Source organism: Bradyrhizobium sp. LeoB3 (genome assembly GCF_055456055.1).
On sequence record NZ_JBVBEF010000024.1, the window covers coordinates 1 to 25,992 of the forward strand.

Genomic DNA, 25,992 nt, shown 5'->3' on the forward strand with positions numbered 1-25,992 from the left:
CTTTCCCTTAATCTTGTCGCTGAGGCGTCCCGGGCTTGGCGGGCCGGACGCCATGGAGCACATGCTTGTTCAGTGATCGGTCAAGCCGCGCGTGTCGCCTGTTGGCCCTAACGCGAAGTTCAGCATGGCTCTGGAATAGTCGGCTCCTCGGGGTAGACCAGAAGCGCCAAGTACCCCAAAATTGGGCGCCCGCCCTCACTGGCGACGGCCTCTCTATCGACTGGCGAACAGGCTTTGGAAACTGTGCCCCAGCAGGCCGTTGTCAGCTACGTTTGGGCACAAGGAGGTGCGATATGGCGGCAACAGCTAGCCAGCCCGTTCTTGATACGCCGGCGGCGGAGTTCCGGCTTACGGCCACCGACGGCAAGACTTACGCACTGGACGACGTGGCGGGCGAAAAAGGCATGGTCGTCGTCTTCATCTGCAACCATTGTCCCTATGTTAAAGCGGTGATCGACCGCATAGTTTCGGATGCCCGTGTGCTGATGTCGGAGAGCATCGGCTTTGCGGCGATTTGCTCGAACGATGCGGCGAGCTATCCCGAAGACTCATTTGAGAACATGAAGCGTTTCGCCAAGGCTCATGATTTTCCGTTTCCATACCTCCACGACGAGACGCAGACAGTCGCTCGGGCCTATGGGGCGGTCTGCACGCCGGACTTCTTCGGTTACGATGCCGACCGCAAGCTCAAGTATCGCGGCCGGCTCGACGAGGGCCGCACAACTCCGCCTCGCGCGGGGGCGCCCCGAGAGCTTGTCGAGGCTATGCGTGGGATTGCGAGCACCGGTGCGGCGCCGGCTGACCAAAAAGCGTCTATTGGCTGCTCGATCAAATGGAAGGACGATTAAAGCCGAGCCCTAAGCGCCCCACCAGCTACGCGTTGGACGACAAAGTGGAGTCATTTGAAGGATGCCGTCCGTTCTCTAGTCATTTGGAGCACAGGCAGACTTTATGGGGCGACTTTAGATCACGTTACTACATGCCTGCTGGGCACATGTGCACGCGGGAAATTTTCCCCCAACCTGCGGCCGCTAACCTTGGAGCGCCGCCGCGCTCGGAAATGCTACCAGTCACTTTTTTCGCATCCGCCCCCCGCCCGTGAAGGACCATCTCCCGTCGATCATGACAATGCAGGCAGCGCGCAACGGGTGTAGGTTAGTGACCTTACAAGCGGACGCGGCACTGACCGTTTGTTTACGGCCCCCGTTGTCGCGATGGGCTTTCTCTAGAAGTGCACCCATCGCGTATGGGCCTCCCGGCGGGGCCGGCAGGCCTTTTCAAGAGCTAGTGTTCAGCCAGCAGGCCTCTCCCAGCCAGACCTTAATCGACGACGTGATATCCTCCATCAATGTAAATCGTGTCACCAGTGATCAGTCGCGCTGCGTCATGAGCCAAGAACGCAGTCGCGGCGCCAACGTCCTCGATGCTCACGAGGCTGCGCGCCGGCGCCTTGGCTTTCGCTTTCTCCAGTAGCTTGTCGAACTCGGGAATGCCGGACGCAGCGCGTGTCGCAAGCGGCCCGGGTGAGATCGCGTGCACGCGAATGCCCTTTGGGCCAAGCTCGGCGGATGCGTACTTGACGGCGCTCTCGAGAGCCGCTTTCGCCACGCCCATGATGTTGTAGTTCTTCACCACCGTCTGGCTGCCATAATAGGTCATGGTGAACAGTGTGCCTCCCTTCTTCATCAAGGGTTCGGCCAGTCGCGCCATCTGAAGGAATGTCCAGCATGAGACCTGCATGGTGGTCAAAAAGCCTTCCAAAGACACGTCGACAACCCGTCCATGCAGCGCATCCCGTGGTGCGAACGCAATCGAATGCACGACGAAATCCAGCCTGCCCCATTGCTTTGAAATAGTATCGAACACGGCCTCCATCTGTCCGGGGACACGGACGTCGAGCGGCATGACTATCTTGCACTCAAGCTCGCGCGCCAGCGGATCGACATGTTTCTTGGCTTTGTCGTCCAGGTAGGTAATGGCCAAGTCAGCGCCAAATGCGCGGAACGCGGCGGCACATCCCCACGCGATCGATCGCTGGTTCGCGATGCCCACCACAAGGCCCTTTTTCCCCTGGAGCAGCTTGGCCTTGACGGCGGGGATCAATCGAATCTTTCCATTCCCGGTCAAATCGACCGGCTCCCCACGGATGTATCTTTCGGCGGCTTGCTTCAGGCTGGAAAATGCCTGGCGCCGATCCCTGGCCTCGGCGGTCCGAGCTATTTCCCTACCATTCACGGTCAACTGGCCTTCGCCCCAGGGAGCGACGCTAATCTCGAATTGATCCTTCCCGACCCTCGCAAAGAACTGCTGAACCGTTGCGCCCTTACCAACGGGCATATCCTTGTTTGGCTCCCAAGTAGCTGTGTCTAGCGGCATGGCGATATTTCCGTGTATGCGGCTTGCTTGACGGGGGTGAGATCCATGACGGAATTCTCCCACCCGTCGCTGCAAGCAACTTTTCTGATCGGTGCAGCGCCATGCTTGATCCAAATCAATCGATGTTCAGCTCGTCCCGACCGGAGCGCCGGTAAGGTAGATTGAAGCCGCGTGCGAATTGGGGCAGCCGTCACGGCGCTCGGTCATTTCTCGCCTAGATATGCCGCGCCAAACGCTGCGCGATAGATGACCCAGTAAACAGCACCGACCAGGCCGGCACCCCCCACGATATTGCCGAGTGTGACCGGAACGAGATTATGGAGAATTCCGGATATCGTAATGAGCGAGGCGTCGAAATCGGGTGGAACATTGCCCGTCTGCTTCAGCAGCCATGCCGTGGGGAGAAAATACATATTGGCGACGCAGTGTTCGAAGCCGGCTGCGATGAAGGCGGAGACCGGCAATATGGCCCCGACAATCTTGTCGGTCACCGACCGGCCCGCATACGCAAGCCAAACGGCCAGGCAAACGAGCAAGTTGCATAGGATGCCCTTGAAAAACAGCGTCACAAAATCAGGCTGAATTTTTCCGACCGCGGTATTCAATACGGATAACCCGATGCGACCACCATTCATGTCGAGATGATGTGAGAAAAACACCAGGACGACGAGTCCAAGGGATCCAACGAGGTTGCCGCAATACACGACCACCCAATTGCGCAGCATCTGCCTCATGGAGACTCTGCCGCTTGCCCAGGCCATCACGATAAGGTTGTTGCCCGTAAACAGCTCAGCGCCTGCGATCAGGACAAGTGCCAGTCCGAGAGAGAACGTCAGTCCGCCGACCACACGGATGGTGGCGAAGCTCAACTCCGCGTCGCTGGCGACAATGGTATAGTAAACTGCGCCGAGGCCGATGCTGCCGCCTGCGACCATCGCCAGCATGAAGGAGGCTTGAACTGGCAGGTTCGCCTTCTTGACTCCGACTTTTTCGACTGCCTCCTTGATCTCGGCCGGACTGTAAGCGCTTAAATTGAAGATAGGTTGCTGCGGCACAGGTAATCGGTCAGCCATGCTGTGTCTCCCACGCGGGCCGTTGCCATCACGACGGCTGCGTCGCTAGCCGGCAGAGCCGCCTAGAGCCAAAAGGCCCACAATCTGCGCCGCAATCACCTTCACAAGCGTCATCGATGGGAAGATCATGGCGTACCCGATGTCGGGACGCTCGGTGGGCGCCATCTTAGTGGAATAAACGAGAATGGCGGGATTTCCTGTTGCGCCAGACGCCACGCCAACCAGATCGTCGTACGGAATTTTCAGGAGATAATGGCCGGCCAGCAAGACGATGACCACAGTTGTCAGCAGAACTGCGACACCGATGAACAGCATCGTCAACCCGGACTCCGCGACGGTACGGACGAACGGCTGTCCTGCGTTGACGCCAACAGTAGCAAGAAACATCGCAAGTCCGAAATTTCGAAGCACGATGTTCGCGGGCAGTGGCATGGTCCAAAGCATGGGGCCGGTGCGGCGCAATTTGCCAAGGATGAGAGCGACGATCAGCGGTCCGCCGCCAATGCCGAGCGTGACGACGCCCACACCCGGAATGGGGATAGGAATAAGCCCCAGAAGAACGCCAAGGACCATTCCGATCCCGAGGGATACATAGCTGAACTCCGCGGCCGCCTTGACCGTGTCGCCGAAGTGGCGGCGAATCTCTTCCTTTCGGTCGGGTGGCGTCAGCACTCCGACCCGATCGCCGAATTCCAGCATCAGGTCGGGCGCAGGCACGAGGTCGGCATCGTACCGTCGAACGTGCAGCAGGTGGGTTGGGTAACCGGCAGGCATCGGAAGACGAGCGAGGGGCACACCTACCACATTGGCCTTTCCAACGAAAACGCGGATGTAGTCGAGGTCGGCGCGATCGCTGGCCAACCGACCGGGCTCTAGCCTTCCAAGCCGGGCGGCCGCCCTCGCGATCGCCTCTTCGCGCTCGGCAACGACCAGGACGCCGTCGCCGGCGGACAAGAGAGTATCGGGCGTCGGGACAATATTGCGTTCGCCCTTTCGAATCATGGTCACCTGCAGGTCGCCGAGCACTTCGTTCATCAACTCGCTTAGCCGCTTGCCCGCAAAGCCTTCGCCGACCGAAATCTCACCCATGTGGAAACGCTGCGCCTTTGCAGGGAATTTGGGTTTCACGACCCGCGTCATGAAGTAGATGCAGAGGATCGGTCCGATCACGCCGAAGGGGTATGCGATGGAATAGCCGATCGACGGATCCTTGTTCTTCATGACGTCGAGCGCCGCCTGGAGAGTAGCGGTACTCGTCATTGATCCGGCGTAGATTCCCAGCGTATGTCCGATCTTGATCCCGAAGATGTGTCCCAGGCCGAGCGCAACGAGCAGGCTCGCTAGACAAGCGACTAATGCCAGCAGATTGTACTTCTGTCCGACGCCCACCATGCCCTCGAAAAACTGACGGCCATAGAGGATGCCGATCCCGTAGAGGAACATGATCAGGCCCGTCAGGCCGATCGGTCCGATGATCTGGGCCTTTGGCGCGAATGCTCCGATGGCGAGGCCAACGAACAAAACGGCACCGACCCCAAGCGAAAATCCGCCAATGCTAATCTCACCAACCAGGTAGCCTAATCCGATGGCGAGGAAGGCCGTCAGTATAGGTTGGCTTCCGATGATCTCGCGGGCAAGGTCCAACATGGCTGATCTCCCCGGTAGATTGCTAGTCGCTTAGCGTGCCTGACAGCCGGCGGCTCGGAACTGTCCGATGACTCTGTTCACCAAGTCCCGGCTCGGCGGCGGAGTATTAAGGAGCTTGTATTCGAGCCCCATCGCCTTCCACTTGAATGAGCCCATCTGATGGAAAGGTTGAACCTCGACCCATTCGACGTTCTTCATCGGCGCGACGAACCGGGCAATGCCGTCGACATTCGCTGCATCGTCGGTTTCGCCGGGAACGAGCGTGAATCGGACCCAGACCGGCTTGGATAGCGAGGCGAGGCGCTCCGCGAAGCGCAGCGTCGGCGCGAGGTCGCGGCCGGTCACGCGACGATAGGTGTCAGGATCCGAGCTCTTGATGTCGAGCAGAACGAGATCGATCGCCGACAGGTACGTCTCATCCGCTCGATCGCCCAAGAATCCGGAAGTCTGGACAGCCGTATGCAGGCCCATTTCCTTGGCGCCGGCAAATATTCGTCGGGTGAAGGCAAGCTGCACCATCGGTTCGCCGCCCGATATCGTCAGGCCTCCACCAAGGCTGAGAAGTGCGGGCGCGAAATCGCCCAGCCGACGGAGCACATGATCGACCGACACGTAGGTGCCGTCCTTGAGGTGCCAGGTGTCCGGATTGTGGCAGTACGTACACCTCAGCAGGCATCCCGAGACGAATAGCACGACGCGCAGACCCGGTCCGTCGTAGCGTGACGACGTCTCATAGGAGTGGCAATACCCGAATGCACCTTCCTCGTCCTTGATCTGGTCTTCGTCAGGGGCGTCGGGCGAGATTCCAACCCGGAGCTCATGACGGCTTCCTGGTTCAATTGCCTGCACCCTCGACATCTCTGCCTCCTGGCTCAGATTTGCCCGTGGAAAGTGCGACTGATCACGTCCCTTTGTTGCTCTGGGGTCAGGCGAACGAAGTTCACGGCATAGCCGGACACGCGGATCGTGAGCTGCGGGTATTTGTCCGGATTCTTCATCGCGTCCTCGAGCGTGTCCCTGTCGATCACGTTCAGGTTCATGTGGAATCCGCCTCGCTCAAAGTAGACGTCGAACGCCTTGACGGCTTCATCGATCAGCTGGCTCCCCGACAAGTGCGCCTTCTGTGGAGCGACCGAAACTGTGTAGCTGATGCCGTCTTGCGCATCCCTGTAGGGAAGCTTCGCCACCGACAGGCATGAAGCCAGCCAGCCATGACTGTCCCGGCCGTGCATCGGATTCGCTCCCGGCCCGAATGGCTCGCCTTTCCGCCGTCCGTCCGGGGTATTACCCGTAGCCTTGCCGTACACGACGTTGGAGGTGATCGTCAGGACGCTCTGCGTATGTGTCGCGTTCCGATACGTGGGGTGCTTGCGGATCTTCTCCATGAAGCTGGTGACGATGCTCGACGCGATTTGATCGACACGATCGTCGTTGTTGCCGAATTGCGGTGTCGCATTGTTACCTTCGTTCTGATAGTCGACTATCAATCCATTCGGGTCACGCGCAACGTGGACCTTTCCGTACTTGATCGCGCTCAGACTATCAGCGACCACCGAAAGTCCGGCTATCCCGAACGCCATGGTTCGCAGAATGTCGCGATCATGAAGCGCCATCTCCAGGCGTTCGTAGAAATATTTGTCATGCATGTAATGGATACAGTTCATCGCATGCACGTAGGTGCGGGCGAGCCACTCCATTGTGGTGTCGAACTTGGCCATCACGTCGTCGAAGTCTAGGAAATCGCCGGTGACCGGCAGTGTCTCGGGCGCGACCTGTTCGCCGGATATCTCGTCGCGACCTCCGTTGATAGCGTAGAGCAGCGCTTTTGCCAGATTGACGCGGGCACCGAAGAACTGCATTTGCTTGCCAAGCCGCATTGCCGAAACACAGCAGGCGATGCCGTAGTCGTCTCCCCAGAATGGCCGCATGAGATCGTCGTTCTCATATTGCAGCGAAGACGTGTCACGGCTGACCTTGGCGCAGTAGCGCTTGAAGGCCTCCGGCATGTGCTTTGACCAAAGAACAGTTATGTTCGGTTCAGGTGCCGGGCCGAGATTGCCGAGGGTGTGCAGCATCCGATAGCTGCTCTTTGTCACTAGGGCGCGTCCATCTAGATCCATTCCGCCGACGCATTCGGTTGCCCAATAGGGATCGCCGCTGAACAGCGCGTCGTATTCAGGCGTGCGGAGGAACCGGACGATACGAAGCTTCTGCACCAGTTGGTCCCATAGCTCTTGAGCGCCAGCTTCGTCGAGGACACCGCCCCTCAGGTCGCGTTCGATGTAGATGTCGAGGAAGCTCGAGATGCGGCCGATAGACATTGCGGCGCCGTTCGCTTCCTTGATCGCGCCCAGATAGGCGAAATAGGTCCATTGGAATGCTTCGTTGGCATTAGTCGCCGGCCTCGATATGTCGTAGCCGTATAGCTTCGCCATCGAGGCAAGGTCCTCGAGCGCGCGCATTTGCTCGGCAAGTTCCTCGCGCTGTCGAATGATTTCATCAGTTGGCCACATGTCGTCGAGCTGCGCCCGCTCTGCACGCTTGGCCTCGAGGAGCCGATCGATCCCGTAAAGAGCCACCCGCCGGTAGTCGCCGATGATCCGACCGCGGCCATAGGCGTCCGGCAGGCCAGTGATGATCCCGGACCTCCGGCAATTCATGATTTCGGGCGTATAGGCGTCGAACACGCCGTCATTGTGCGATTTTCGATACTTCGTGAAGGCTTCGTGCACCCGTGAATCGGGTTCGAAGCCGGCGGCCTTGAGGCCTGCTTCGACCATCCGCAGCCCACCGAAGGGGAAAATGGCGCGCTTGAAAGGCTGGTCGGTCTGAAGTCCTACAATGATTTCATTGTCTCGATCGATGTAGCCAGCCGCATGAGCCAGCATCGTTGACGGTGTTTGGGCATCGACCGCAAGCACGCCTTTTTTCCGTTCGTCGGCAAAGTACGGCTGCAGTTTCGCCCAAACGGCCTTGGTGCGCTGCGATGCCTCCGTGAGGAAATCCTCATTTCCGGTGTAAGGCGTGACGTTCCGGACGATGAAATCGCGAATGTTGATGGAAGTAACCCAATCGCCAGGCTGAAAACCCTTCCAGCAATCTCCAGCATCGGCTTCTTTCCTCAGAGTTGCGCTTGCCTTCATGGTGCTCTCCCAGCGGTGGACGATCGCTTGATCTGGCGCGCGGGCTTGATCAGACGCGCGACTGGTGCGAGGCACGTCGATCATGGTAGTGCTGGCTGCCCCGCGCTTGATCTATGTCAAGCCAGAGAGACGCTCCGTGGTTCGCCCACGGCCGAGCCAACCCTTGCGCACAATCTTGGATGCCCCTCCCACGGCGCAGCTCTGAGGTATTGGCCCGCATTAGCGAAGAGAGGCCCAGCCATTGACCTAGATCAAAGACGCTCCAGCGATGGCGCTTCTGATCCAGGGAGGCGTCGTAACGCTGGTGCAACGACCTGGAGCAACACCATGAATTCCGTGGCAGCCGATGGCAGCGAAGCGCGATCCCATAGCAAATATGACCGTTTGATCGCGGCCACGAAAGCCTTGCAGCCGGTATCGACTATTGTCGTGCATCCCTGCGACGAAACATCGCTGCGTGGTGCGGTCGATAGCGCTGCGGCCGGCGTCATCCGGCCGGTTCTGGTCGGGCCTGAAACGAAGATCAGGAATACCGCAAGCCAACATGGTCTCGATATTTCCGGATTTGAGATCGTCGATACCCCCCATAGCGAGGCCGCGGCTGTCAAAGGCGTCGAACTGATCCACGCAGCCAAGGGCGAAATGCTGATGAAGGGCAGCCTGCACACTGACGAACTGATGCGCAGTGTCACGGCGAAAGCCACCGGCTTGCGGACCGATCGGCGCATCAGCCACGTGTTCGTGATGGATGTCCCGGCCTACGCCGACACCGTGTTTGTGACGGATGCCGCCATCAATATTTTCCCCGATCTCGATGGCAAGCGGGATATCATCCAGAATGCCATCGATCTCTTCACGCAGGCCGGGTTCGGGACGTGGCCGCGGGTGGCGATCCTGTCAGCGGTCGAAACTGTCACCTCCAAGATCCCATCTACCATCGAGGCAGCGGCGCTCTGCAAGATGGCGGATCGCGGGCAGATCACGGGCGGGCTGCTTGACGGACCGCTTGCCTTTGACAATGCGATCGACGTGGAAGCGGCCAGGATCAAGGGAATAAAGTCTGAGGTCGCGGGGCGCGCGCAGATCCTGGTCGTTCCTGACCTCGAAGCCGGCAATATGCTGGCAAAGAATCTTGCGTACTTCGCCAAGGCCGACGGCGCCGGCATCGTGCTCGGGGCGCGGGTGCCGATCGTTCTGACGTCCCGCGCCGATTCGCCGCGGGCGCGCATGGCCTCCTGTGCGGTCGCGGCGCTCTATGCCGATGCGCGGCGCCGACTTACCCCAATTGCCGCCGCGTGATCGCCATGGATACGATCCTTGTCGTCAATGCGGGTTCCTCCAGCGTCAAGTTCCAGATCTTTTCGATTGAGGGGCTGCGGCGGCAGATCAAGGGCCTCGCAGTCGGCCGCCACCGCGGCAAAAGACAGCCGGAAACATCCTCGAAAAGCTGAAGCCAAGCGTCTTGTCGAATCGAAGATCTGTGTTTGTCGTAGATGACGACCGATCCATGTTCAGGAGCCTTAAGCGCCCTGCTGAGGCAACACGGCTTTGATACGACGCTGTTCGATTCCGCCAGCGCTCTGCTCGGCCATGGCGATTTTGGTAGCGCTTTCTGCATCATCCTGGATATCAACTTGAATGGTCAATCCGGCATTGATCTGCGTCGCCAGCTCCTGGACAAGGGCGTCACGTTGCCGGTCATCTATATCACCGGCAACGACAGCCATGCGAACCGCACGGCAGCGACGGAGTCGGGATGTGTCGCTTACCTGACCAAGCCGTTTGCGGCGAAATCACTGATCGCGCCGATCGAAAAAATGGCGGCCGCTCTCGCCTAGCGGAACTTATCGGTCCTCAGTCATCGATATCCTGTTCGAAAACGCGGGCAGGTGCGCCTTTGCGTGTGGTCGCAAATTGATCGAGCGGGAGTGCCGTCCTCACTGCCAGCAAGTTAGTGTCGACCACTTGCAGAACGAGTTTGTGGCCGGCTTCCATGTCGCGCAGCAGGTTCGGGTTGGCGCGGTCGCCCGCGATGCAGGTGTTGGTGAGACACCACGTAAACGGAAGTCGATAGGTTGTGCCCTGGTCGACCGTCAGCGTGGCGCCGGCGGGCAGATAGAGGCCGACCGGCAAGAAAAGCTGTAGCCGCGCGCCGTCGTTATTCTCGCGCTCGGTCAGATAGACACGGACCGCAATCTGACCGGTATTGAAGGTGCCCATGAGCGTGGTGCGGCAGACCATCTTCGCGCCGCCGGGCTTGAAGCAGACCTTCTCCCAATCACCAAACTTGATGTCGCGCGCTTCACGCTGGCCGCGAGGCGCGATTTCGGCTCCCCCGGGTTGCGCGCCAACCGTCTGTTGTCCATACGCCGGCCCGCCCGCCGTTATGGTTGACAACATCAAAGTGATGCCGAGGAGCAGGATCGGAAACGGTCTAAGAGGCTGCATCGTCATCGCTATGCTCTTCGCGCCGGTCACCATCGCTACCTGTGCCTGTCCAGGAACGCGCCGACGAGCGGCGCCCAGATCGGGATGGCGTCAGCCGAGCCGACCAGGAAATGCCCTTCGTCACCGAACGGCGGCAGAAGGTGGTATTCGGCGTTGCCGCCTGCGGCGGTGAAGGTCTCGTGCATCCGTTTCGAGAGCGCCGGGCCGAAGAACGTGTCGTTTTCAATGTAGATCCAGAGCATCGGCACCCGCGAGGTGCGGCCGAATTCAGCGGTGGCATCCACCAGCCGGTCCGGCGCGCAATTGTTGTTCGGCTTGCCGCCGACGCGGCCGCCGCGTCCGGCCGCAAACGTGATGATGGCTCCGACTTGCGCCGGGTTTACGCTTGAAAGTGCAATCGACGCCCAGCCGCCCGCCGATTGACCGATCACGATGACATCCTTCGGCACAATCTTCTTCTCGGCAGCCATGTAGTCGATGATCCAGAGGTTGAGCTGCGCAACGGCCATGCCGGCATCGCGGAAGTTCGGGTTGGTGCAATTGCCGATCTTGGAGAAAAACGGTCCGTAAAGTCCGCGCTCGGGTATGTCGATGGCCGAGGCGCCGTAGCCCGACCCGACGGGGGCCGCCACGAGATAGCCGCGTCGTGCAAACCACATGGCGGCGTCGCGGAATTCGACCAGCGGAAAGAAGCTGCGCTGCACGGGATCGAGTGACACCCCGTGATTCATGATGGCGAGCGGGAAGGGGCCGTCGCCGACCGGGCGCGCGACGTAGACGATGGTCGGCAAGATGAGCGGCAGCGCCCAGACTTCCTCCTGAATGCGCACGGCAGCGCGCTGATCGTCAGGGCGCGCCGGCGCGATCTGGCTGAGGAGAACGAACAGCACTATCACCAGAAATCGTGAGCAAGCCTGACCCATATCAGAGTTCCGCTGCTACGAGGCGATTTGACGGATCGAATCCGAAGCGATGCTTGATCCAGATCAATCTCGATCGGCTCCAGGCCGCCGTCGGCGCTTGCGGGGCGCCGCCGCATGTCGGACTCTACGATGGGGATACATCTCCGTTAACCTTCAGCTACCGGGGGGCTCTCTTTTTATGGACGAGGCCATCACACGGCATCGCAGCGCGCCGCGCATCCCGGAGCATTCGCGATGCGGAATCGAATCTGAGCCGTTCCGGTGCAGAAGTGCACAGACTTCCTGTCCACGCCGCTTGGCTTGGCGTGCAACCTCCTCGCCGATCATCTCGATTCCTCCAACCAATGGTCGGCCGAAGAGGAAGCGCAGCCCCGGCGCGCTCCCCAAGAAAGTCGCGTCGGGGCAGCACTCTCGCCTATCGACGGAAACGGATGAGCAAGCGCTGGTTCGGGTTAAGACAACGAGAGGAAGTGATCATGACGCCGCGCGAGAAACGCGACATGCCCTTTATTGTCGGGCTCGCCTGTGTGGCGGCGGTCATGATGGCCGCGTTTGCTGTGTTCTGGCGATAGCGCGTCACGACTGCTTTCACGAGGATGAATTGAGCAGCACGCGACTGATAATGGTCGCAAAATTCTTGCCCTGGAGGAGATCGACGCAACGCCCTGCGTCAAGCAGCTTGACTAAGATATTGTGCGTTCGTCGCCTGATGACCGAAGGTGCTTCAACGCCAAACGCGCGTGGTGCTCGGCCTTTTTGTTGCCGGTCTTCGCAATTTCCTCAATGGCCCAAACCAACATCTGAATGGCACCTTCCGAATTTTTCGAATTCATCTGGTCCATTTGCAAGTTAACGCGCCTAGCGGACTGTCTCCACCAGCCGCGTAAGGGTGCCATTGCCAACCGGCACGATCTACCACCTAGGTTAAGAGCCGCCCCGCCGGGGCACTACCCGCCACAACATGGCGAAGGCGATCACCAGCCCCACAACCCAGGTTATTGATCTCACGCCTCGGCATGGCACACTTCCCACGCTCAATGTGGAGATGCCCCTTTTCACATTTGGCGCCTACTTGAAGACGACACCCTGCGGAGCCCCCAATGGAAGTTGGGGGCTCTCTTTTTTTGGTCGACCAGCAGCAGCACCATTGACCGAGGCGTTGGGCTTGACCGACCGACCGACGCTAGTGCTGGCGGATTGAATCGCAGGCCGTGATTCGCTGTAATTGTCGGCATGGGTACGAAGTCACGCGAGGTCATTTGGGGCGACCAACCTGCGAGACGCCACTGTCGGCCATGCTTCATCCGTAACTTTGCGAATTCGATGTTCAAATCGGCGAAAACAAACGCCTCCTCTGTGACTCTCCTGTTGCTTCAAGCCCCTCCCGCAAGCGCATGAGTCCGGAATTGGCCCATTTCGGGAGCGGCTAGGGAGACGCGGGACGCGATCAACGCGCTGCCACATCCGCAACCCGACGCCGGGCAAGCAGCAGATGCCGGTGTAAATCCTTAGGGTTTACGAATTAAACTCGGCCAGAGCCTTTTCTCACTCCGGATCATCATACCGACGAAACCGCCGCACTGCCGCCCGCGCTGGCCCTGTTGACGCTCATGGCGCTGGCCTGTGCGCCATCTATTGATAGCCACTTCCTTTTGCTTCGTGAATCTCGTTATATGACCGGCCGCATTGGTCTCGGCTTCTACATTCGCGAAGCAGATACTTGAGCTAAGATCGACGCCAAGCCAGCACGGCTCGCCGGCTGGTGGAGATGGGATTGAACGTAAAGCCGCCTAAAGCCTAGTTGCCTGAGCGGTCCCCGGCGCGCTATGGTTGCGCGACGCTTATGGGGGCAAACATGCAACTGGTCCAAACCATCTCAACGAAGACGCTTGACCAAACCGCTGCCGGTGAGTTGGTCAAACTCAGGGTGCCAAACGGCAATCATTTTGCAATCGTCTTGGGCAACGAACCCGAGGGTCGGCTAGTCGGCTTTCTGGAGCCCACTGGGGCGGCCTCATACCCCGTCTTTAGACGAGTCAGCAGTACTCTTAATGGCATCTCATACGGTCACGACTGGTTCGTTGATTTGGTTGGCGGCGACGAAAGCTGGGCTGGCAATAGAAGCCACCTAACTGCCGCTGGCGCGCTGCTAGTAGATGCTGATGGCGTCTGGCTGTCGCTTCAACCAAATCCCGATGACCATAGAAGCACAGAATCATATTTCGATCTCAGGACAAACAAGTTTACCGATAGGTTTCCCGAGAACTTTACTCCGTTCATGAACTGGCGAATCTGGCAGAGCAAAGAAGATTATCTTCGGGTCGGTGCCGAGCCTCTTATTGAGGTGCGTGCAGTGTCGGGGCGTTGAGAGCAATACAAGGGCGTCCCCAATAAACGCTAGAATTCCGTCGGTCTGCGGGGCTCGATGATCTGGAAACCGGAAGTCTGGGTCGCGGTCTACGCCGCCTGCGTTTCGACCGGCGCGTTGCTCATCCAATTTCGAAATTGGCTTACCAGTGGACCGCGCTTGCGGATGTCTGTCATATCCGATGGCCTGGTGATCGGGGGCGGTCCGGAATTTGATGAGCGAGATCTTGTCATTGTGAACGCCACAAACGTTGGCACGGCAGCCACAATGATCACCAGCCTTGCGATCGAAGAGCGTCTTCCATTTTACTACTTTTGGAGACGGCGACCGATTAAAAGTTACGTCGTGACAAATCCTCAATTGAGGGGCTATCCGCAAAACGTTCCTCACCTTCTAGAGCCAGCGCATCAATGGACTGGCGTCATTAGGCAAAGGCCGGATGTCATACCTAATCTTCGGGATGGAGACTATTACGCCTTGGTGCAAACGAGCTTCAGAGTTCGACCGTATAGAAAACGAATTACACCGACAGGGCCAGAAGCCTAATTGTTGAGGAAATGACCGGCGCACAATCTAGAGCTTGGGATCACAGGTGGAAATGATGGCGGACGATTTTGAGTACGACGTTGCATTTTCGTTTAACGCCTTAGACGAGGGCCTGGCGACCCAGCTAAACGACCTCCTGTCCGATCGAATGAGGACGTTCATTTACCCGGAGCGGCAACGCGAAATAGCCGGTACCGATGGGCAGCAGAAATTTAGCGAGATATACGGTAAGACGGCCCGCGTTGTTGCTGTTTTCTATAGACCGGAGTGGGGGGAAACTCCTTGGACTCGCGTCGAGCAGGACGCAATTCGAAATCGGGCTTTTGTGGATGGTTGGGATTTTACCGTGTTCATCCCGACTGTTCCTAGCCCCCAGATGCCACCATGGCTGCCCAAAACCCGCCTTTACGTTGGATTAGAGCGCTTCGGAATTGAAGGCGCCGCAGGTGTAATCGAGAGTCGCGTCACCGAACGCGGCGGTGAAGCCAACCAAGAGACGGTGACCGACCGGGCCGCTCGGTTTGCGAGAGCCGCAAAGTTAAAAGATTTGAAACGAGATTTTCACAAATCCCAAGCTGGAGTGAATGCCTCCAAAAAAGCGTATGAGAAATTCTCCGTGGCGCTCGAAAAGTTGGCATCTTCCACCAATTTGAAATCACAGCGCTCGCAGCAGTACCGCATCGTCAGCGGAATACCGCCAGTCAATCTAATCGCTGACTTTCATCCAATTTATGCAAATGTCCTCGATGATTCTGAATTAAGACTAGACTATTTTAAAGGATTTCCCCAGCTTCCCGGTTTTTTCTCTTACGAGCGGGGGACAAGATTACGTGGCCTCAACTTCACATATGAATTGCTGTCCGCGGAGCGAAGCGGCTGGGTCGCCAAAGACGAAAAACGCAGAGAACTCACACCAGTAAAATTGGCTGATCACGCAATTAAAACTTACTTCGATATCGCTGAGAAGAATCCGCTGCCGTACTAAGCGATTGGTCGGGGATTTCGTTCTCAGCGCGTATTCGCTTGGAATTTCTGAGATCGAGGTGTTTACCTATAAGTCCGCTAAAGCTGAGCACACAGGGCCTCCATAGGGTCAGCCGAGAGGAAGCGACGCCCCGGCGCAGAATCCGGTGACACCTTCGGCGCCAGGGTGGTCAAACACCGCGAGGATATTGGACCGAGTATAGCACTAATGGAATTCACCAGGGAGGCGGTCCAATCCGCCGCGCGGCGCGATTTTGGCGCCGTGGGCCTCGTCTGCATCGATTCGATCATTGCGGGCGGTCTCTAGGTCATGAGAGAATTTGCCGCCCACGCGTTTTTCGAAGTTGCTCTGTCCACTGAGGGCCCGCGCACCAATCTGCGCGGGTCTTTTGTTACGGCGGGTGAGGCGAGCTCACAAGGGCCTGCGAGTCAGCGCCGGACGCTTTGAGCTCAGTTTGTATGAACATGATGATGCCCCCCGGCCAGCCCGTTCACCTCACGATGGACAGGTGAACGTCCTCCGCCGATCTAGCAGGTCCCGGCTCGGGCTCGGCGGCAGGTCGTGGAACCATGCTCAACAAAGCGAAGGCGGGGATCACCGTGTCGAGTTCTCGACGGTAGGAGTCATAGTCGGGCGAGTCCGGCCGGAGAAAGCCAAGTCGAGGTATCTCGCTCGGGACACGTCTTAGCACGATTGGAGCGCTCGCCGGTGTGAAATGCATCCCACGTGGGTTCGATAACGTCATAATAAGCCCACGAGCAGGCTCTTCTTTATTCGGGCGGGATACCGTTATCAGGCGTATCGCGCCTTTTTCAATTGTCATGAGGTTGATGAACGGAGAGCCATCAGGGATATAGATACGCCCCTTTTGGGTGTGCGAAGCGTCAGCACGGCCTTGCTCCTCGAACATAAGGCAAGACTCGGCTTCGTCCCAGCGAATGACCACAAGGTACGCGGTAATGAGGTTGGCCACAGTGAAGCCTGGACGGAAGCAGACATAACTTCCCTCCAACTCCTCCACATTCAGGCGTGCGTATGCGCCGAGATTTTTGGCAGCGGTATCTGATGACGATGGGATAGGAGGTTCCAGCCTCCCCACTGGTAATGACGTTTCCGAAAGGGCATGCGCCGCGTCATCTTTGCGCGCATGCTCCGATTTTCTGAACGCCGTGAGCACCATGACGCCGATCACCGCTCCGGTTATTCCGCTGTTGGCGATGATAATGAGCCTTGCTTGATCTGGATTCAGGTCGAAGAACTGAGCCAGCACGCTGGGGTCAAGCATCGTTCCTACAAAAAAGCCTGCCAACGAAAATGCGAGCCCATTTCCAATTGCACCAACCGTCGCAACTCGAAGTGAGGTTCCGCCCCAAAGGTCCACATAGGAGCAAAGGAGGCCCAGGGAAATCGTACACATGAATGGTGTGATGATCCCTGGTAGCCTTTCCCGAAACTGACTAACGACGTCCTGCAGTGCTGCTCCAGCACTGTTACCTTCGATAAAAGCGGGGACGAGTGGAATTGCGATTCTTATAGCGATCGATAGTCCAATGACGATAAGGGCTGCGACCAACAACTCGCCGAATGGCGGATATGCTGGTTTTTCTCCTTCGTGATGTTCTATGAAGCGTTGGGCGACAACGACCGCGGCCATGACGGCAAATCCGATCGAGACCGCATAGGTGATCGCAATTGTCAGAATCTTAGGGGCTCCCAGATGCTTGGATCCGGGCATCAAAACCATCGTAACGATGCTCAGTATTACCACAGCGACTATTGTTGCAGCCCATTGGTCCGGACCAAAGGTCGGTGTAGGGTGCGTGGCGTCAAAACCCACGCTCGAGAGTCGCTGTCGTCGAGCCCCCCGAGTCACGTCGCAATAAAGGACATAGCGCGCGATGAGGCTGCAAACGAGGTTCGATAATTCCGTAATAGTCTTGCTGAGAGCCTCTTCGAGTTCCTTCGCTGGATGGGGAGAAGTGAAATAGGCGAGGCCCTCACGTATCATTTCTTCGTACCGAGCATTTGCGCGATTCGCCATCGTCTCGTGGACGTTCATGATTGCAGAATAGGCGGATTTGCCGTGGGCGCTCGTGGAAAATGCCAGTGGGGTAAGATCGTCCTTTGGCCGAATAAAAAGCCGATGCAAAACTACAGCCCTTGTGAAGCGGGCGGAAAGCGTGCCGTCTCTGTTAAAATTCACGGCCAGAGAATTGATGTTCTCAGAGATAAACTTTGTGACTTGTCGGCGAAGCTGCTCCGTCGGTGGCTCAAAGTCGGCGCTTGCTAGTTCGACTGATAGCCGATCGGCTTCGCGCGGAATAGCTGCGAGGCTAAAGCAGAACGTTCGCGCCGTGGTATCAATTCGATCCACTCGGGGAAATTGCGACGCTACAACAATGATGAGCGCTGCGAAAATGGGAGCGTACTCAGCAATTTGCGCTTGCGACGCTGAATTTGCGAGCGATACAAGCCTGCCGAAACCAATGCCACTCACTGAGACCAAGAGCCAAAGTGCTAGTATCAATGCGTAATAGAATATGGCTCCGAAGGAGAACAGCGCGAAAGTTGTTCCCGAGCGATTCGTCGGCGGGGTGTTGAACTTATTCCAGGCGACGACTAGGAGCAGCAGAGCAGGAACGACCCAATAACTGGAAGACAGTACAATGCCCATCGCAGCCTCCAACGCGGCCTAAGATACTACTCCAATTACTCAATCACACGTTGAACCTAGGCCAAAAGGAGAAGGGTAATAGTGATATAATTCACATTTGCCCGCGCTCGGCGCGGTTTTTTTGAGCGCGACATCGAACGCTGTAGTTTTAGCGCCAGGTCAAAGAGGCGAAGGGCGCTTGCGGCGCCACGCATGATGACATCACGACTTCTCTCGCGGGTGTGATCGCTGGGACACTCGGCAAGCTGATCGTTTCGATACACCGTCGCCGCGCAAGAGCGCGCAGGAGGCGACTCCGTAGCCACCAAGGGGACCTATCTGCGCGGCGGCAGGCACTAATTCACGAGGCGGCTGGCGCCGCCTGATCGCGCCGCGCTCCTTCGCTCTGGCCGAGCCGCGAAAATGCGACCCCCAAATTCAGCACCGAACACCGTTGACACTTAGGCCTAATCCGGCCCGGCAAACTTGAGTGAAAATTCACCCTTGAAATAATTCAGGAGATTCTCTTGACGCCAGGACCACACGTCCTGCGCCGCCCAGAGGTCTTTCTTGCTAATCGCGGCAGTGGAAGACGAACCCGCCGTATGCGCACGCGGCCTCGGCAATCATTGTTTCGCCTTACTGATCTCTAGTAGAGCCCACGTTGTCGGGACACATGTCCCAGCGTGTCCCATGTGTCCCAGACCGGATTGTTTCACCTCGACCCTCGGTAGAAGCCACGAGCCACGTTGCTGGGACACGCGTCCCAGGGTGTCCCATGTGGACAGGTGGGACATGGTGGGACATGTGTCCCGACAACGTGGGCTCTACAACGCGTTAAACCTCATCCAACTCCTCATCCGTCGTCTTCAGCCGGATGCCGAGGTAATAATTCCTCCGAACCTCCTTATCCGACGGATCGCTCGGCAGATGGATGCGCCGGCGACTAAGCTTGAGCGACGGCTTCACGGCGCGCAGATCCCGGCCAAACATCTCCTTGGCCAACTGAGGATGTCCATGGTTCTCAGCCCAGACGAGGTAATCCCCATATAGCAAGTCGACCTCGACCTCAGGCATGGTGCCGTCCTTGTTGAGCTTGACCCAGCAGTTCTGGCGCACGTAGGCAGCAATCGGGCTCGCCACGTCGCGCATAACCGTGATGCCTTCCTCGGCGCTCTCAACGCGCGTGAAGACATTCCGGTTGGCAACGAGCCTGTCCAAGCCATCAAGGCTCCAATTCAGAATGCCGGCCAATTCTTCACGCAACGTTCCCTCAAGCGTGTGATCCTCCCGGTTCAACCAGCTCTCCGTCGTCGGCACCACAATGAGACGACCAATGATCGCCGTGCTGGCGTCACTGAATTCCGGCAACTCGTTGCTGACGATGTGCAGCCGGCACGGAAGCTTACCGTTCCACGTATCATGGTACTTGCGCTCAACGGGAAGAGGATCTTCGCCGGAAATGCTCAACAGCCGTTCGGTCACGACAGGACCGGTGTTGGTCCGGCCAGAACGAGCGTCAGAGATGACCGCAAGCGTCTTGCCTACCAACGGTTGGAGTCCATACTGACTGCCGAAACTGGACAACGTCGGCCCCGCGACATTCCTCTCGCCAACCAAAGCGCTCAAGATACGGGTAATGATGCCTTTGCCACCGCGCGTCGGACCCCACATCAAAAAAATTTTGTGCAGATCCAGGCGACCACTCAGCACATAACCCATCCATTCACCAAGCGCGAGCGGTTCGGATCTGTCCCTACCGTCGTGATCAGGATCGAGCGGCCACAGCATATCCATGAACTGCAGCCACTTAGCAGGCGTCGGCGCGTTGGAGTCGTAGTCGAACGGGACCGCCACCGAGTTAAAAAACAGCGGGGTATGCGCCAACAGCTCCCGCGTTTTGACGTCAAGCAGGCCATTCTTGGCGGCAACGATGGGACCGGAAGTACGGCCATCTAGCCAACAGGGTTGGTCAATGTCATCAGGTAGGATGCAGATCGCCGACAGAGCATCAGCGACGTCACCGATGCTATGGCGGTTTGGCGCCCATGGAATCAACTCACCGTCCCTGTTGAGATACCACGCGTATTCGCAGAACTTGTACAAGGTTGAGCGAATGGCTCGACTTGGCACTTCCCGCCAGAACGAACCGCGCCATATCCACCAGCCGTCGCGCCAGTAATGGATTTTCTGGTGCCCGTCCTGCGTCGCACATTCCGCCACGAACTGCCGAGCAACTTGCATCGGTGCTTTCGGTGAAGGCAGCACCAGCTTTGCAGGACCATTGCCCTGTTGCTGACCGCGCTGATCGTTGCGCGACTCCTCTTCCATCTGCCTCAGTTCACGAATGGTCATAGCTATGCCCCGCGTCGTTCTTTCTCGTATCGGAGAATGGAAGTTACGATCTCGACCACTTCGTTGTCGTCGAGCGGCGGATCACAACGCAGCGCGTTGAAGAAGCGCACCAGATCGAGCGCGACGAGCGCATGAACGTACCGGCGCAACAGCATGCCGCTCAGCCGTGCGATGGCCGAACCGCGATGACTGCCTTCGACGCGAGTATTGAGAAAACTGCACCACGCTTCCGGCGACGTAACGGTGATGGGCTTGCTGGCGTGGTTCCTGACAACGAGATCAATCAACCACGCGGGCGCATTGGCGAAGGTGTCGGAGCTATCGATTGACCATGCATATTCCCGTCCTGTATCGGGATGAACGCTCGGTGGCGCCAGGCAATAACCGTTGGTGCCCCGAACATGCAGGCTCGGAATGTCGGCTCGCTCTTGTCCGTTGCGAACTTCCATGCCGGTAGGCCAGCGCCAATAAAGGTGACGACCATTGTCGCCAGAGATAACTTCCACCGTCGCTGGAAGGCGACCGTGACGGCTCTCGAGCTGACGGAGGGTTTCCTCGCCGATATCGCCGTCAACATCCAAGGCCCAGACGCCGCTGGCCTTGCCGGTGGCTATCGCAATGTTGAAGGGCCTCGATGCCCACCAACCCAAAATGATACGCTGATCGGTCGTGGCTTTATGCTGCCACTTCTTGAACAGCGGTTCCTTGGTGCCAACCCGACATGGAATAACCCGCAGGCCGCGAGCGGCAAGCTCCAGAGCGGCGTTGCGAATTGAGGTGACAGTCGGCGCGGGCATGGATAAAACCAGCGTGGTAAAATGATGTTGACGATAAGTTGCCGGGGGCAGCTGTGGTGGGCCGCCCTCGGTAGTCGTCGGACCTAGCGATCAAAAGGGATATCGTCGTCCAGATCGCTGGCGGGCTTCTTCGAGATCACTTCCAAACGCAGCCCCGGACCCACCGGGGTTTGCTCGGCAAACAAGCCAACCGTCGCGCCCTTCCAAGCCTTGGGCGATGCGCCAAGGACTCCCACAATGGCGGTCTTGTTCGTCTTGTTCAGAGGCAGGCCCTGGTTGGCGCCCTCGAAATAGAGGACAACCTTTTCCTCGTTCTGGCCGTCCTTGTTGCGCATCGTCTCAATGCGCACTTTGGCAATCTTCAGCTTCAGCTTGCGATCACCAAGAGACGTCGCCGTCAGGTACTTTCCACCGTAGATGCGTTCCAGGTCTTCTGCGGTCGGAACTCCATCGTCGTCGTCATCGTCAAAATGGGCCATGTAGCCCTCCCATAGTTTGGTTGCATTTACGGGCGCTGGTTCGTGGAAGGCCTGGCCGCTGGATGCGCCAATTCCGGCGACCAGTAGCGCTCGTGGTGTTTAGTCGCGGTGCAGCGGCAGGCCGGGTTCGAAGAACCGGGCAAAGAGCCAATCGGCTCCGAGGACGGCTACCGCATCGGCGACTTCAGCATCACTCGCACGAGCGATCCGCTTCGCCAGCATGAAGCTGGTTTGACGACGCTCAGGACGGCCACCGTTCCGCGCGCGGTTGATGGAGGCGACGGAGACCCCGAACGCCTGTGCGATCATTTGCTTACTGAGCTTGAGGAAGACCTTGCCCTCGCTGGCTTCGACAGCAAAGCGGACCCGGTGGTCTTTCGACACCTTGCAGCGGCTCAGACCGCGAGTGTCGATGACGGGCGCGGTTGAGAATGCCGCCCCATTAGGATATTGAAGGGTCATCGTCCTGACCTTTTTTCTTCCGGTCCGGAACCCTCGCCTCACGAGGGGCCGGGCCATTCCATGTCGCCTGTTGGGTTTGAACCTCCGCGCGGCCGGCGACACCCGCCGCACGACGGGAGCGCTTCAGGGTTTTGTTGGATTGAAGACAAGCTCGCGCAGGCGTCGGCGGCTGCCGACAAACGTGCGGTGTCCGATCTTGCGAACGGCGCCGTTGAGCGCGCCGATACTCCAGAGATAATAAAATTGCTGGGGAGTCCGGTTGATTTCGCGTCCGATGTTCTCGCCGCCCCAGATAAGGTCGTCCTCGTCAGGCAATGATGTTTGGATATTGTCGACCATTGCGGGGCCTCTCTGTGTTGAGGCCACCATGCTGCGCCGTGCTCAGGCGCCGATCATCAAGTGTGTTGTCCGAAATTGTCTGCGGACAACCGTCAGCGGCGAACGTGTTTAAGAGCTTTGAACAGCGTGTCGCGCGAACCGATCCGAATGCCCCGGGCCTTTAGCATCTTCGCGCAGATCGCTTTTTCCGACAACGGCCCCGGGTCTCCGTTCGGCGGGAAGGTCTCGATCAAGGCATCCACGGCACGCTGAACCGCCGGTGATAGCTGGGGGAGCGAATGCAGGAGATCGTCCATCTCCCGGCGTCGGCGCTCGCGCAGCAAGTCCTCTAGTTGGCGCTCAATCTCGCGTGGGCTTCGGAACGGCCGGTGCATTCCATGTCGCAGCCATGTTGCGTCGGGCTATTCGTGACATGAAATGCCATTTGAAAACACTGAAGAATTTCTTGCAACATACGCGACATGGAATGGACTTGCGGGATGTCGCTAAATGATTGATTTTTCTGGCGATCCCGGGATGACTCGAACATCCGACCTACGGTTTAGGAAACCGCCGCTCTATCCGGCTGAGCTACGGGACCGCGAACCCCTCTCTCGGAGTTTCGGCACCTCATAGCAGACTGAAAGGCCGATCGCCAGACTCCGCAGCGGTCGGCGCCGCTCGCGGATGATCCGCGTGAGACAGGGTTCCGGCGCGCGCTTTCCGCACCTGGCCGAAGGACTGCTTCCGCGAATACGCGCACGCCAGATGTGAACAACAAGTTAACCGGCCGACACACCTTGCTTGAGCAAGATCAAGGTCATCGGCCGCGAATCACGTGAAAATCCAGAGCGGCCGCTTTCAGCCGTCCCACCCCACTCCTTCCCCATCCGGAGCACTCTGTGAACAGCGCCGGCAGCCTTGCCACCCGTCTCGCCTTCCATCGCATCGACCAGAAGACCACTGCGCTGTTGCGCGAGGCGCGCAGCCTCGTCATCGATGCGCTGCCCGGGATCCTTGACCGCTTCTACGACCACGTCAGTCGCTTCGCAGAGACCGCGCGCTTCTTCCGCAGCCGCGAGCACATGATGCATGCCAAGCAGATGCAGATGAAGCACTGGTCCATCATCCTGGAGGGGCGCTTTGACGCCGACTATGAAGCATCCGTGACGCGGATTGGCGAGATTCACAACAAGCTCGGGCTCGAGCCGGGTTGGTACATCGGCGGCTACAATGCGCTGTTGTCAGATCTCGTGAGCGAGGTCGCGATCCGCATGCCGACGCGCATGCTGAGCCGCGGCTCGGCGGCGAGGCAGGCCGCGATGCAGCGCGCGATCGTCAACGCGGCACTGCTCGACATGGATATTGCGCTCGCCGTCTACACCGAGGCCGAACGCCGCGACCGGCGCCAGACGCTGGACCGGCTGGCGACGGATTTCGAGAGCGCGATCGGCGGTGTCGTCGACATCGTCGCCTCCGCATCCACCGAGTTGCAGGCGTCGGCGCAATCGCTGCGAGGCGCGACCGATCGCACCTCGGCGAAGTCCGGCCTGGTCACGGTCGCTTCGCGCGAGGCGACCACGAATGTCAACGCAGTCGCCGCCGCGGTCGAGCAACTCACCGGTTCGATCCGCGAGATCGGCGAACGCGTCACCGATTCGGCCCGGATCGCGACGGAGGCGACCGCGGCAATCAATGCCGCCGGCGACAAGATGCAGAAACTCTCGGCCGCCGCGCAGCAGATCGGCACCATCGTCGGTCTCATCACCGACATTGCCGGCCAGACCAACCTGCTCGCGCTCAACGCCACCATCGAGGCGGCGCGTGCCGGCGACGCCGGGCGCGGCTTTGCCGTGGTCGCGCAGGAGGTCAAGTCGCTTGCCGAGCAGACCACCAAGGCGACCGCCGACATCGCCGCGCAGATCGGCGACATGCAGCAATCGACCACGGAGTCGACCAGCGCCATCGGTGATATCGTCGGCGTGATCCGCTCGATGGGCGAAGTGTCGAGCGCAATCGCCTCCGCCGTCGAGCAGCAGGACGCCGCCACCAGCGAGATCTCGCGTAACATCCAGCAGGCGGCGGTCGGTACCAGGGACGTGTCTGAGAACATCGAGGATGTCATGCATGCCGCCAAGGAGAGCGGCGGCAGCGCATCGAACGTGCTTGATGCGGCGGGCGAATTGTCGCGGCAATCGGAGCTGCTGCGCAATGAAGTGTCAAAATTCCTCGCGACCGTGAAGGCCGCCTGAGAACGTTGCGAGCTGACGCCGCTGTGATTCCGCATCCTGGCCGGGCAAAGGCGGTGGCGGCCGGGCGAGGTAAGCGGCCTCCTCGTCGCGGTCGTGTGGGTTCCATCCGGAGCCAAGCCCGCTATGTAAATCGAGGCGGCAGCCTCGCCTGCGACGAACGCCACCAGCTTGCATGCTGTCCTTCGCCTTGAAATTCCTAGAAAATTTTAGTCGAAGCCAGACGTGACCAGATGCGCTATGAGACCTCGCCCACACCCTGTGGACGCACGGTTCCACCGTGACAAGCGCCATCAAAATGACGACAATCCGCCCAACTCTCTCGCCCGTCCGAATCTGGCTGGGAATGCCTCTGTGATCGCCTCGCGTTTGCTAATGCTCAGTGTTGCCGCCGCCGGTGCAGCCGTGCTTGCGCCCGCGCGCGTCGACGCGCAATGGTGGCGCGGCACGCCGAGGGATTTCGAGGAATGCGCCGACGTCGCCGAGAAGGCGAAGACCAAGGAAGACAAGACCTCGCAGCTTGGCGACTGCAACGCGAAATTCGCCGGCCGCCGCAAGCCCGGCGGCGGCTACACTTATTATGACTTCCTGCAGGACCGCTCATTCGACATCTCCGGCCCCAACCCGACGCCGGAGGAGCAGAAGAAGATCGACCAGGAATATGCCCGCTATCTGGAAAAGCAGCGCCGCGAGAGCATGACCGCGGCGCTCGCCTTGAAGCAGCAGCAGCAGGAAGCGCAAGTGCAATTGCCGCCAATGCAACCGCCCCCGCAGCCGGACGTCCAGAAGGTGACATTGCGGACCGACACGGTGCGGGTGCCGGTGCCGGTGGCAAGCCCGGTCAAGCGGGCCGAGCGCATCAGAGCCGCCAAATGCGCCAAGGACTCGTTTTCCTGCGACTGGCCGCGGGTCTCCGCGAGCTGGAACGAGTTCAAGAAGATTTTCGCCCCGCAGCCGCCGGCGCCGCCCGCCAAGGCGAAGCAGCGGAGCTGACCCTTTCGGAATCGCAGCCCGGGTGAAGCGCAGCGTAACCCGGGGCCGCCCCCTAAGGCAAAGATCCCGGTTGCGCTTCGCTTCACCCGGGCTACGAGGTGCCTTAAAGCGCGCTGAGATGAGGATGAATCATCATCGCGCTTTAGGTTATTGTTTGAGCATGATCTTTTCGGAAAA

Annotated in this window: 21 protein-coding genes and 1 tRNA gene; 7 read left to right on the forward strand and 15 right to left on the reverse strand. The window is 58.9% G+C overall.

Annotated elements, in window-relative coordinates; genetic code table 11:
* Positions 1–293: 293 nt before the first annotated feature.
* Positions 294–848, forward strand: coding sequence for a thioredoxin family protein (locus ACZXDY_RS17765; protein WP_464346381.1), 555 nt, complete (start codon positions 294–296; stop codon positions 846–848).
* Between the two features lie 472 nt (positions 849–1,320).
* On the opposite strand, the gene fabI is transcribed toward ACZXDY_RS17765, so the two are convergent.
* The 5 genes from fabI to pflB form a co-directional block, all read right to left on the reverse strand.
* Positions 1,321–2,103, reverse strand: a complete 783-nt coding sequence (gene fabI / locus ACZXDY_RS17770; protein ID WP_464346382.1) for an enoyl-ACP reductase FabI — start codon at positions 2,101–2,103, stop codon at positions 1,321–1,323.
* A gap of 476 nt (positions 2,104–2,579) precedes the next feature.
* Entirely contained in the window at positions 2,580–3,449 is an 870-nt protein-coding gene (locus ACZXDY_RS17775) for a formate/nitrite transporter family protein (protein WP_464346383.1), read from the reverse strand.
* 45 nt (positions 3,450–3,494) lie between these two features.
* Complete coding sequence (locus ACZXDY_RS17780) at positions 3,495–5,096, reverse strand: aspartate:alanine exchanger family transporter (protein ID WP_464346384.1); 1,602 nt, start codon at positions 5,094–5,096, stop codon at positions 3,495–3,497.
* Positions 5,097–5,126: 30 nt separating this feature from the next.
* Positions 5,127–5,954 (reverse strand): pyruvate formate-lyase-activating protein, encoded by an 828-nt coding sequence (pflA, locus tag ACZXDY_RS17785; protein ID WP_464346385.1) that lies wholly within the window; start codon positions 5,952–5,954, stop codon positions 5,127–5,129.
* Positions 5,955–5,968: 14 nt separating this feature from the next.
* Complete coding sequence (pflB, locus tag ACZXDY_RS17790) at positions 5,969–8,239, reverse strand: formate C-acetyltransferase (RefSeq protein ID WP_464346386.1); 2,271 nt, start codon at positions 8,237–8,239, stop codon at positions 5,969–5,971.
* Between the two features lie 327 nt (positions 8,240–8,566).
* On the opposite strand from pflB, the gene ACZXDY_RS17795 reads away from it, so the two are divergent.
* Both ACZXDY_RS17795 and ACZXDY_RS17800 read left to right on the forward strand, forming a co-directional pair.
* Positions 8,567–9,538 carry a phosphate acetyltransferase gene (locus tag ACZXDY_RS17795; protein ID WP_464346387.1) on the forward strand — a complete coding sequence of 324 codons (972 nt, stop codon included), beginning with the start codon at positions 8,567–8,569 and terminating at the stop codon, positions 9,536–9,538.
* Between the two features lie 194 nt (positions 9,539–9,732).
* A complete protein-coding gene (locus ACZXDY_RS17800) occupies positions 9,733–10,077 on the forward strand; it encodes a response regulator (RefSeq protein ID WP_464346388.1) in 345 nt (114 codons plus the stop codon).
* Positions 10,078–10,093: 16 nt separating this feature from the next.
* On the opposite strand, the gene ACZXDY_RS17805 is transcribed toward ACZXDY_RS17800, so the two are convergent.
* Entirely contained in the window at positions 10,094–10,717 is a 624-nt protein-coding gene (locus ACZXDY_RS17805; protein ID WP_464346389.1) for an invasion associated locus B family protein, read from the reverse strand.
* A gap of 5 nt (positions 10,718–10,722) precedes the next feature.
* Entirely contained in the window at positions 10,723–11,610 is an 888-nt protein-coding gene (locus ACZXDY_RS17810; RefSeq protein WP_464346390.1) for an alpha/beta hydrolase family protein, read from the reverse strand.
* Positions 11,611–13,465: 1,855 nt separating this feature from the next.
* On the opposite strand from ACZXDY_RS17810, the gene ACZXDY_RS17815 reads away from it, so the two are divergent.
* Both ACZXDY_RS17815 and ACZXDY_RS17820 read left to right on the forward strand, forming a co-directional pair.
* Entirely contained in the window at positions 13,466–13,978 is a 513-nt protein-coding gene (locus ACZXDY_RS17815) for a hypothetical protein (protein WP_464346391.1), read from the forward strand.
* 601 nt (positions 13,979–14,579) lie between these two features.
* Positions 14,580–15,509 carry a hypothetical protein gene (locus ACZXDY_RS17820; RefSeq protein ID WP_464346392.1) on the forward strand — a complete coding sequence of 310 codons (930 nt, stop codon included), beginning with the start codon at positions 14,580–14,582 and terminating at the stop codon, positions 15,507–15,509.
* Positions 15,510–15,999: 490 nt separating this feature from the next.
* On the opposite strand, the gene ACZXDY_RS17825 is transcribed toward ACZXDY_RS17820, so the two are convergent.
* The 8 genes from ACZXDY_RS17825 to ACZXDY_RS17860 all read right to left on the reverse strand — a co-directional run bounded on the left by ACZXDY_RS17825 (position 16,000) and on the right by ACZXDY_RS17860 (position 23,174).
* Positions 16,000–18,183 carry a hypothetical protein gene (locus ACZXDY_RS17825; RefSeq protein WP_464346393.1) on the reverse strand — a complete coding sequence of 728 codons (2,184 nt, stop codon included), beginning with the start codon at positions 18,181–18,183 and terminating at the stop codon, positions 16,000–16,002.
* 816 nt (positions 18,184–18,999) lie between these two features.
* Positions 19,000–20,517: a DNA primase family protein gene (locus tag ACZXDY_RS17830; RefSeq protein ID WP_464346394.1), complete on the reverse strand. Its 1,518-nt coding sequence runs from the start codon at positions 20,515–20,517 to the stop codon at positions 19,000–19,002.
* Positions 20,518–20,519: 2 nt separating this feature from the next.
* Complete coding sequence (locus ACZXDY_RS17835; RefSeq protein WP_464346395.1) at positions 20,520–21,314, reverse strand: bifunctional DNA primase/polymerase; 795 nt, start codon at positions 21,312–21,314, stop codon at positions 20,520–20,522.
* Between the two features lie 83 nt (positions 21,315–21,397).
* Positions 21,398–21,793: a hypothetical protein gene (locus tag ACZXDY_RS17840; protein ID WP_464346396.1), complete on the reverse strand. Its 396-nt coding sequence runs from the start codon at positions 21,791–21,793 to the stop codon at positions 21,398–21,400.
* Between the two features lie 99 nt (positions 21,794–21,892).
* A complete protein-coding gene (locus tag ACZXDY_RS17845) occupies positions 21,893–22,255 on the reverse strand; it encodes a hypothetical protein (protein ID WP_464346397.1) in 363 nt (120 codons plus the stop codon).
* 123 nt (positions 22,256–22,378) lie between these two features.
* Positions 22,379–22,594, reverse strand: a complete 216-nt coding sequence (locus ACZXDY_RS17850; protein WP_464346398.1) for a hypothetical protein — start codon at positions 22,592–22,594, stop codon at positions 22,379–22,381.
* Positions 22,595–22,686: 92 nt separating this feature from the next.
* Positions 22,687–22,890, reverse strand: coding sequence for a hypothetical protein (locus ACZXDY_RS17855; protein ID WP_464346399.1), 204 nt, complete (start codon positions 22,888–22,890; stop codon positions 22,687–22,689).
* Positions 22,891–23,097: 207 nt separating this feature from the next.
* Positions 23,098–23,174, reverse strand: a tRNA-Arg gene (locus ACZXDY_RS17860).
* A gap of 301 nt (positions 23,175–23,475) precedes the next feature.
* Here ACZXDY_RS17860 and ACZXDY_RS17865 point away from each other — a divergent pair.
* On the forward strand, positions 23,476–24,825 hold the full coding sequence (locus ACZXDY_RS17865) for a protoglobin domain-containing protein (RefSeq protein ID WP_464346400.1): 1,350 nt from the start codon (positions 23,476–23,478) through the stop codon (positions 24,823–24,825).
* Positions 24,826–25,197: 372 nt separating this feature from the next.
* Positions 25,198–25,815, forward strand: a complete 618-nt coding sequence (locus ACZXDY_RS17870) for a hypothetical protein (RefSeq protein WP_464346401.1) — start codon at positions 25,198–25,200, stop codon at positions 25,813–25,815.
* Positions 25,816–25,992 lie beyond the last annotated feature (177 nt).

Coding starts and splice junctions, on each gene's coding strand:
- ACZXDY_RS17870 (WP_464346401.1), top strand. CDS start 25,198: ATGCTCAGTGTTGCCGCCGCCGGTGCAGCCGTGCTTGCGCCCGCGCGC.
- ACZXDY_RS17810 (WP_464346390.1), bottom strand. CDS start 11,610: ATGGGTCAGGCTTGCTCACGATTTCTGGTGATAGTGCTGTTCGTTCTC.
- ACZXDY_RS17830 (WP_464346394.1), bottom strand. CDS start 20,517: ATGACCATTCGTGAACTGAGGCAGATGGAAGAGGAGTCGCGCAACGAT.
- ACZXDY_RS17765 (WP_464346381.1), top strand. CDS start 294: ATGGCGGCAACAGCTAGCCAGCCCGTTCTTGATACGCCGGCGGCGGAG.
- ACZXDY_RS17825 (WP_464346393.1), bottom strand. CDS start 18,183: ATGGGCATTGTACTGTCTTCCAGTTATTGGGTCGTTCCTGCTCTGCTG.
- ACZXDY_RS17795 (WP_464346387.1), top strand. CDS start 8,567: ATGAATTCCGTGGCAGCCGATGGCAGCGAAGCGCGATCCCATAGCAAA.
- pflA (WP_464346385.1), bottom strand. CDS start 5,954: ATGTCGAGGGTGCAGGCAATTGAACCAGGAAGCCGTCATGAGCTCCGG.
- ACZXDY_RS17780 (WP_464346384.1), bottom strand. CDS start 5,096: ATGTTGGACCTTGCCCGCGAGATCATCGGAAGCCAACCTATACTGACG.
- ACZXDY_RS17820 (WP_464346392.1), top strand. CDS start 14,580: ATGGCGGACGATTTTGAGTACGACGTTGCATTTTCGTTTAACGCCTTA.
- pflB (WP_464346386.1), bottom strand. CDS start 8,239: ATGAAGGCAAGCGCAACTCTGAGGAAAGAAGCCGATGCTGGAGATTGC.
- ACZXDY_RS17850 (WP_464346398.1), bottom strand. CDS start 22,594: ATGGTCGACAATATCCAAACATCATTGCCTGACGAGGACGACCTTATC.
- ACZXDY_RS17855 (WP_464346399.1), bottom strand. CDS start 22,890: ATGGACGATCTCCTGCATTCGCTCCCCCAGCTATCACCGGCGGTTCAG.
- ACZXDY_RS17775 (WP_464346383.1), bottom strand. CDS start 3,449: ATGGCTGACCGATTACCTGTGCCGCAGCAACCTATCTTCAATTTAAGC.
- ACZXDY_RS17835 (WP_464346395.1), bottom strand. CDS start 21,314: ATGCCCGCGCCGACTGTCACCTCAATTCGCAACGCCGCTCTGGAGCTT.
- ACZXDY_RS17845 (WP_464346397.1), bottom strand. CDS start 22,255: ATGACCCTTCAATATCCTAATGGGGCGGCATTCTCAACCGCGCCCGTC.
- ACZXDY_RS17800 (WP_464346388.1), top strand. CDS start 9,733: ATGACGACCGATCCATGTTCAGGAGCCTTAAGCGCCCTGCTGAGGCAA.
- ACZXDY_RS17815 (WP_464346391.1), top strand. CDS start 13,466: ATGCAACTGGTCCAAACCATCTCAACGAAGACGCTTGACCAAACCGCT.
- ACZXDY_RS17840 (WP_464346396.1), bottom strand. CDS start 21,793: ATGGCCCATTTTGACGATGACGACGACGATGGAGTTCCGACCGCAGAA.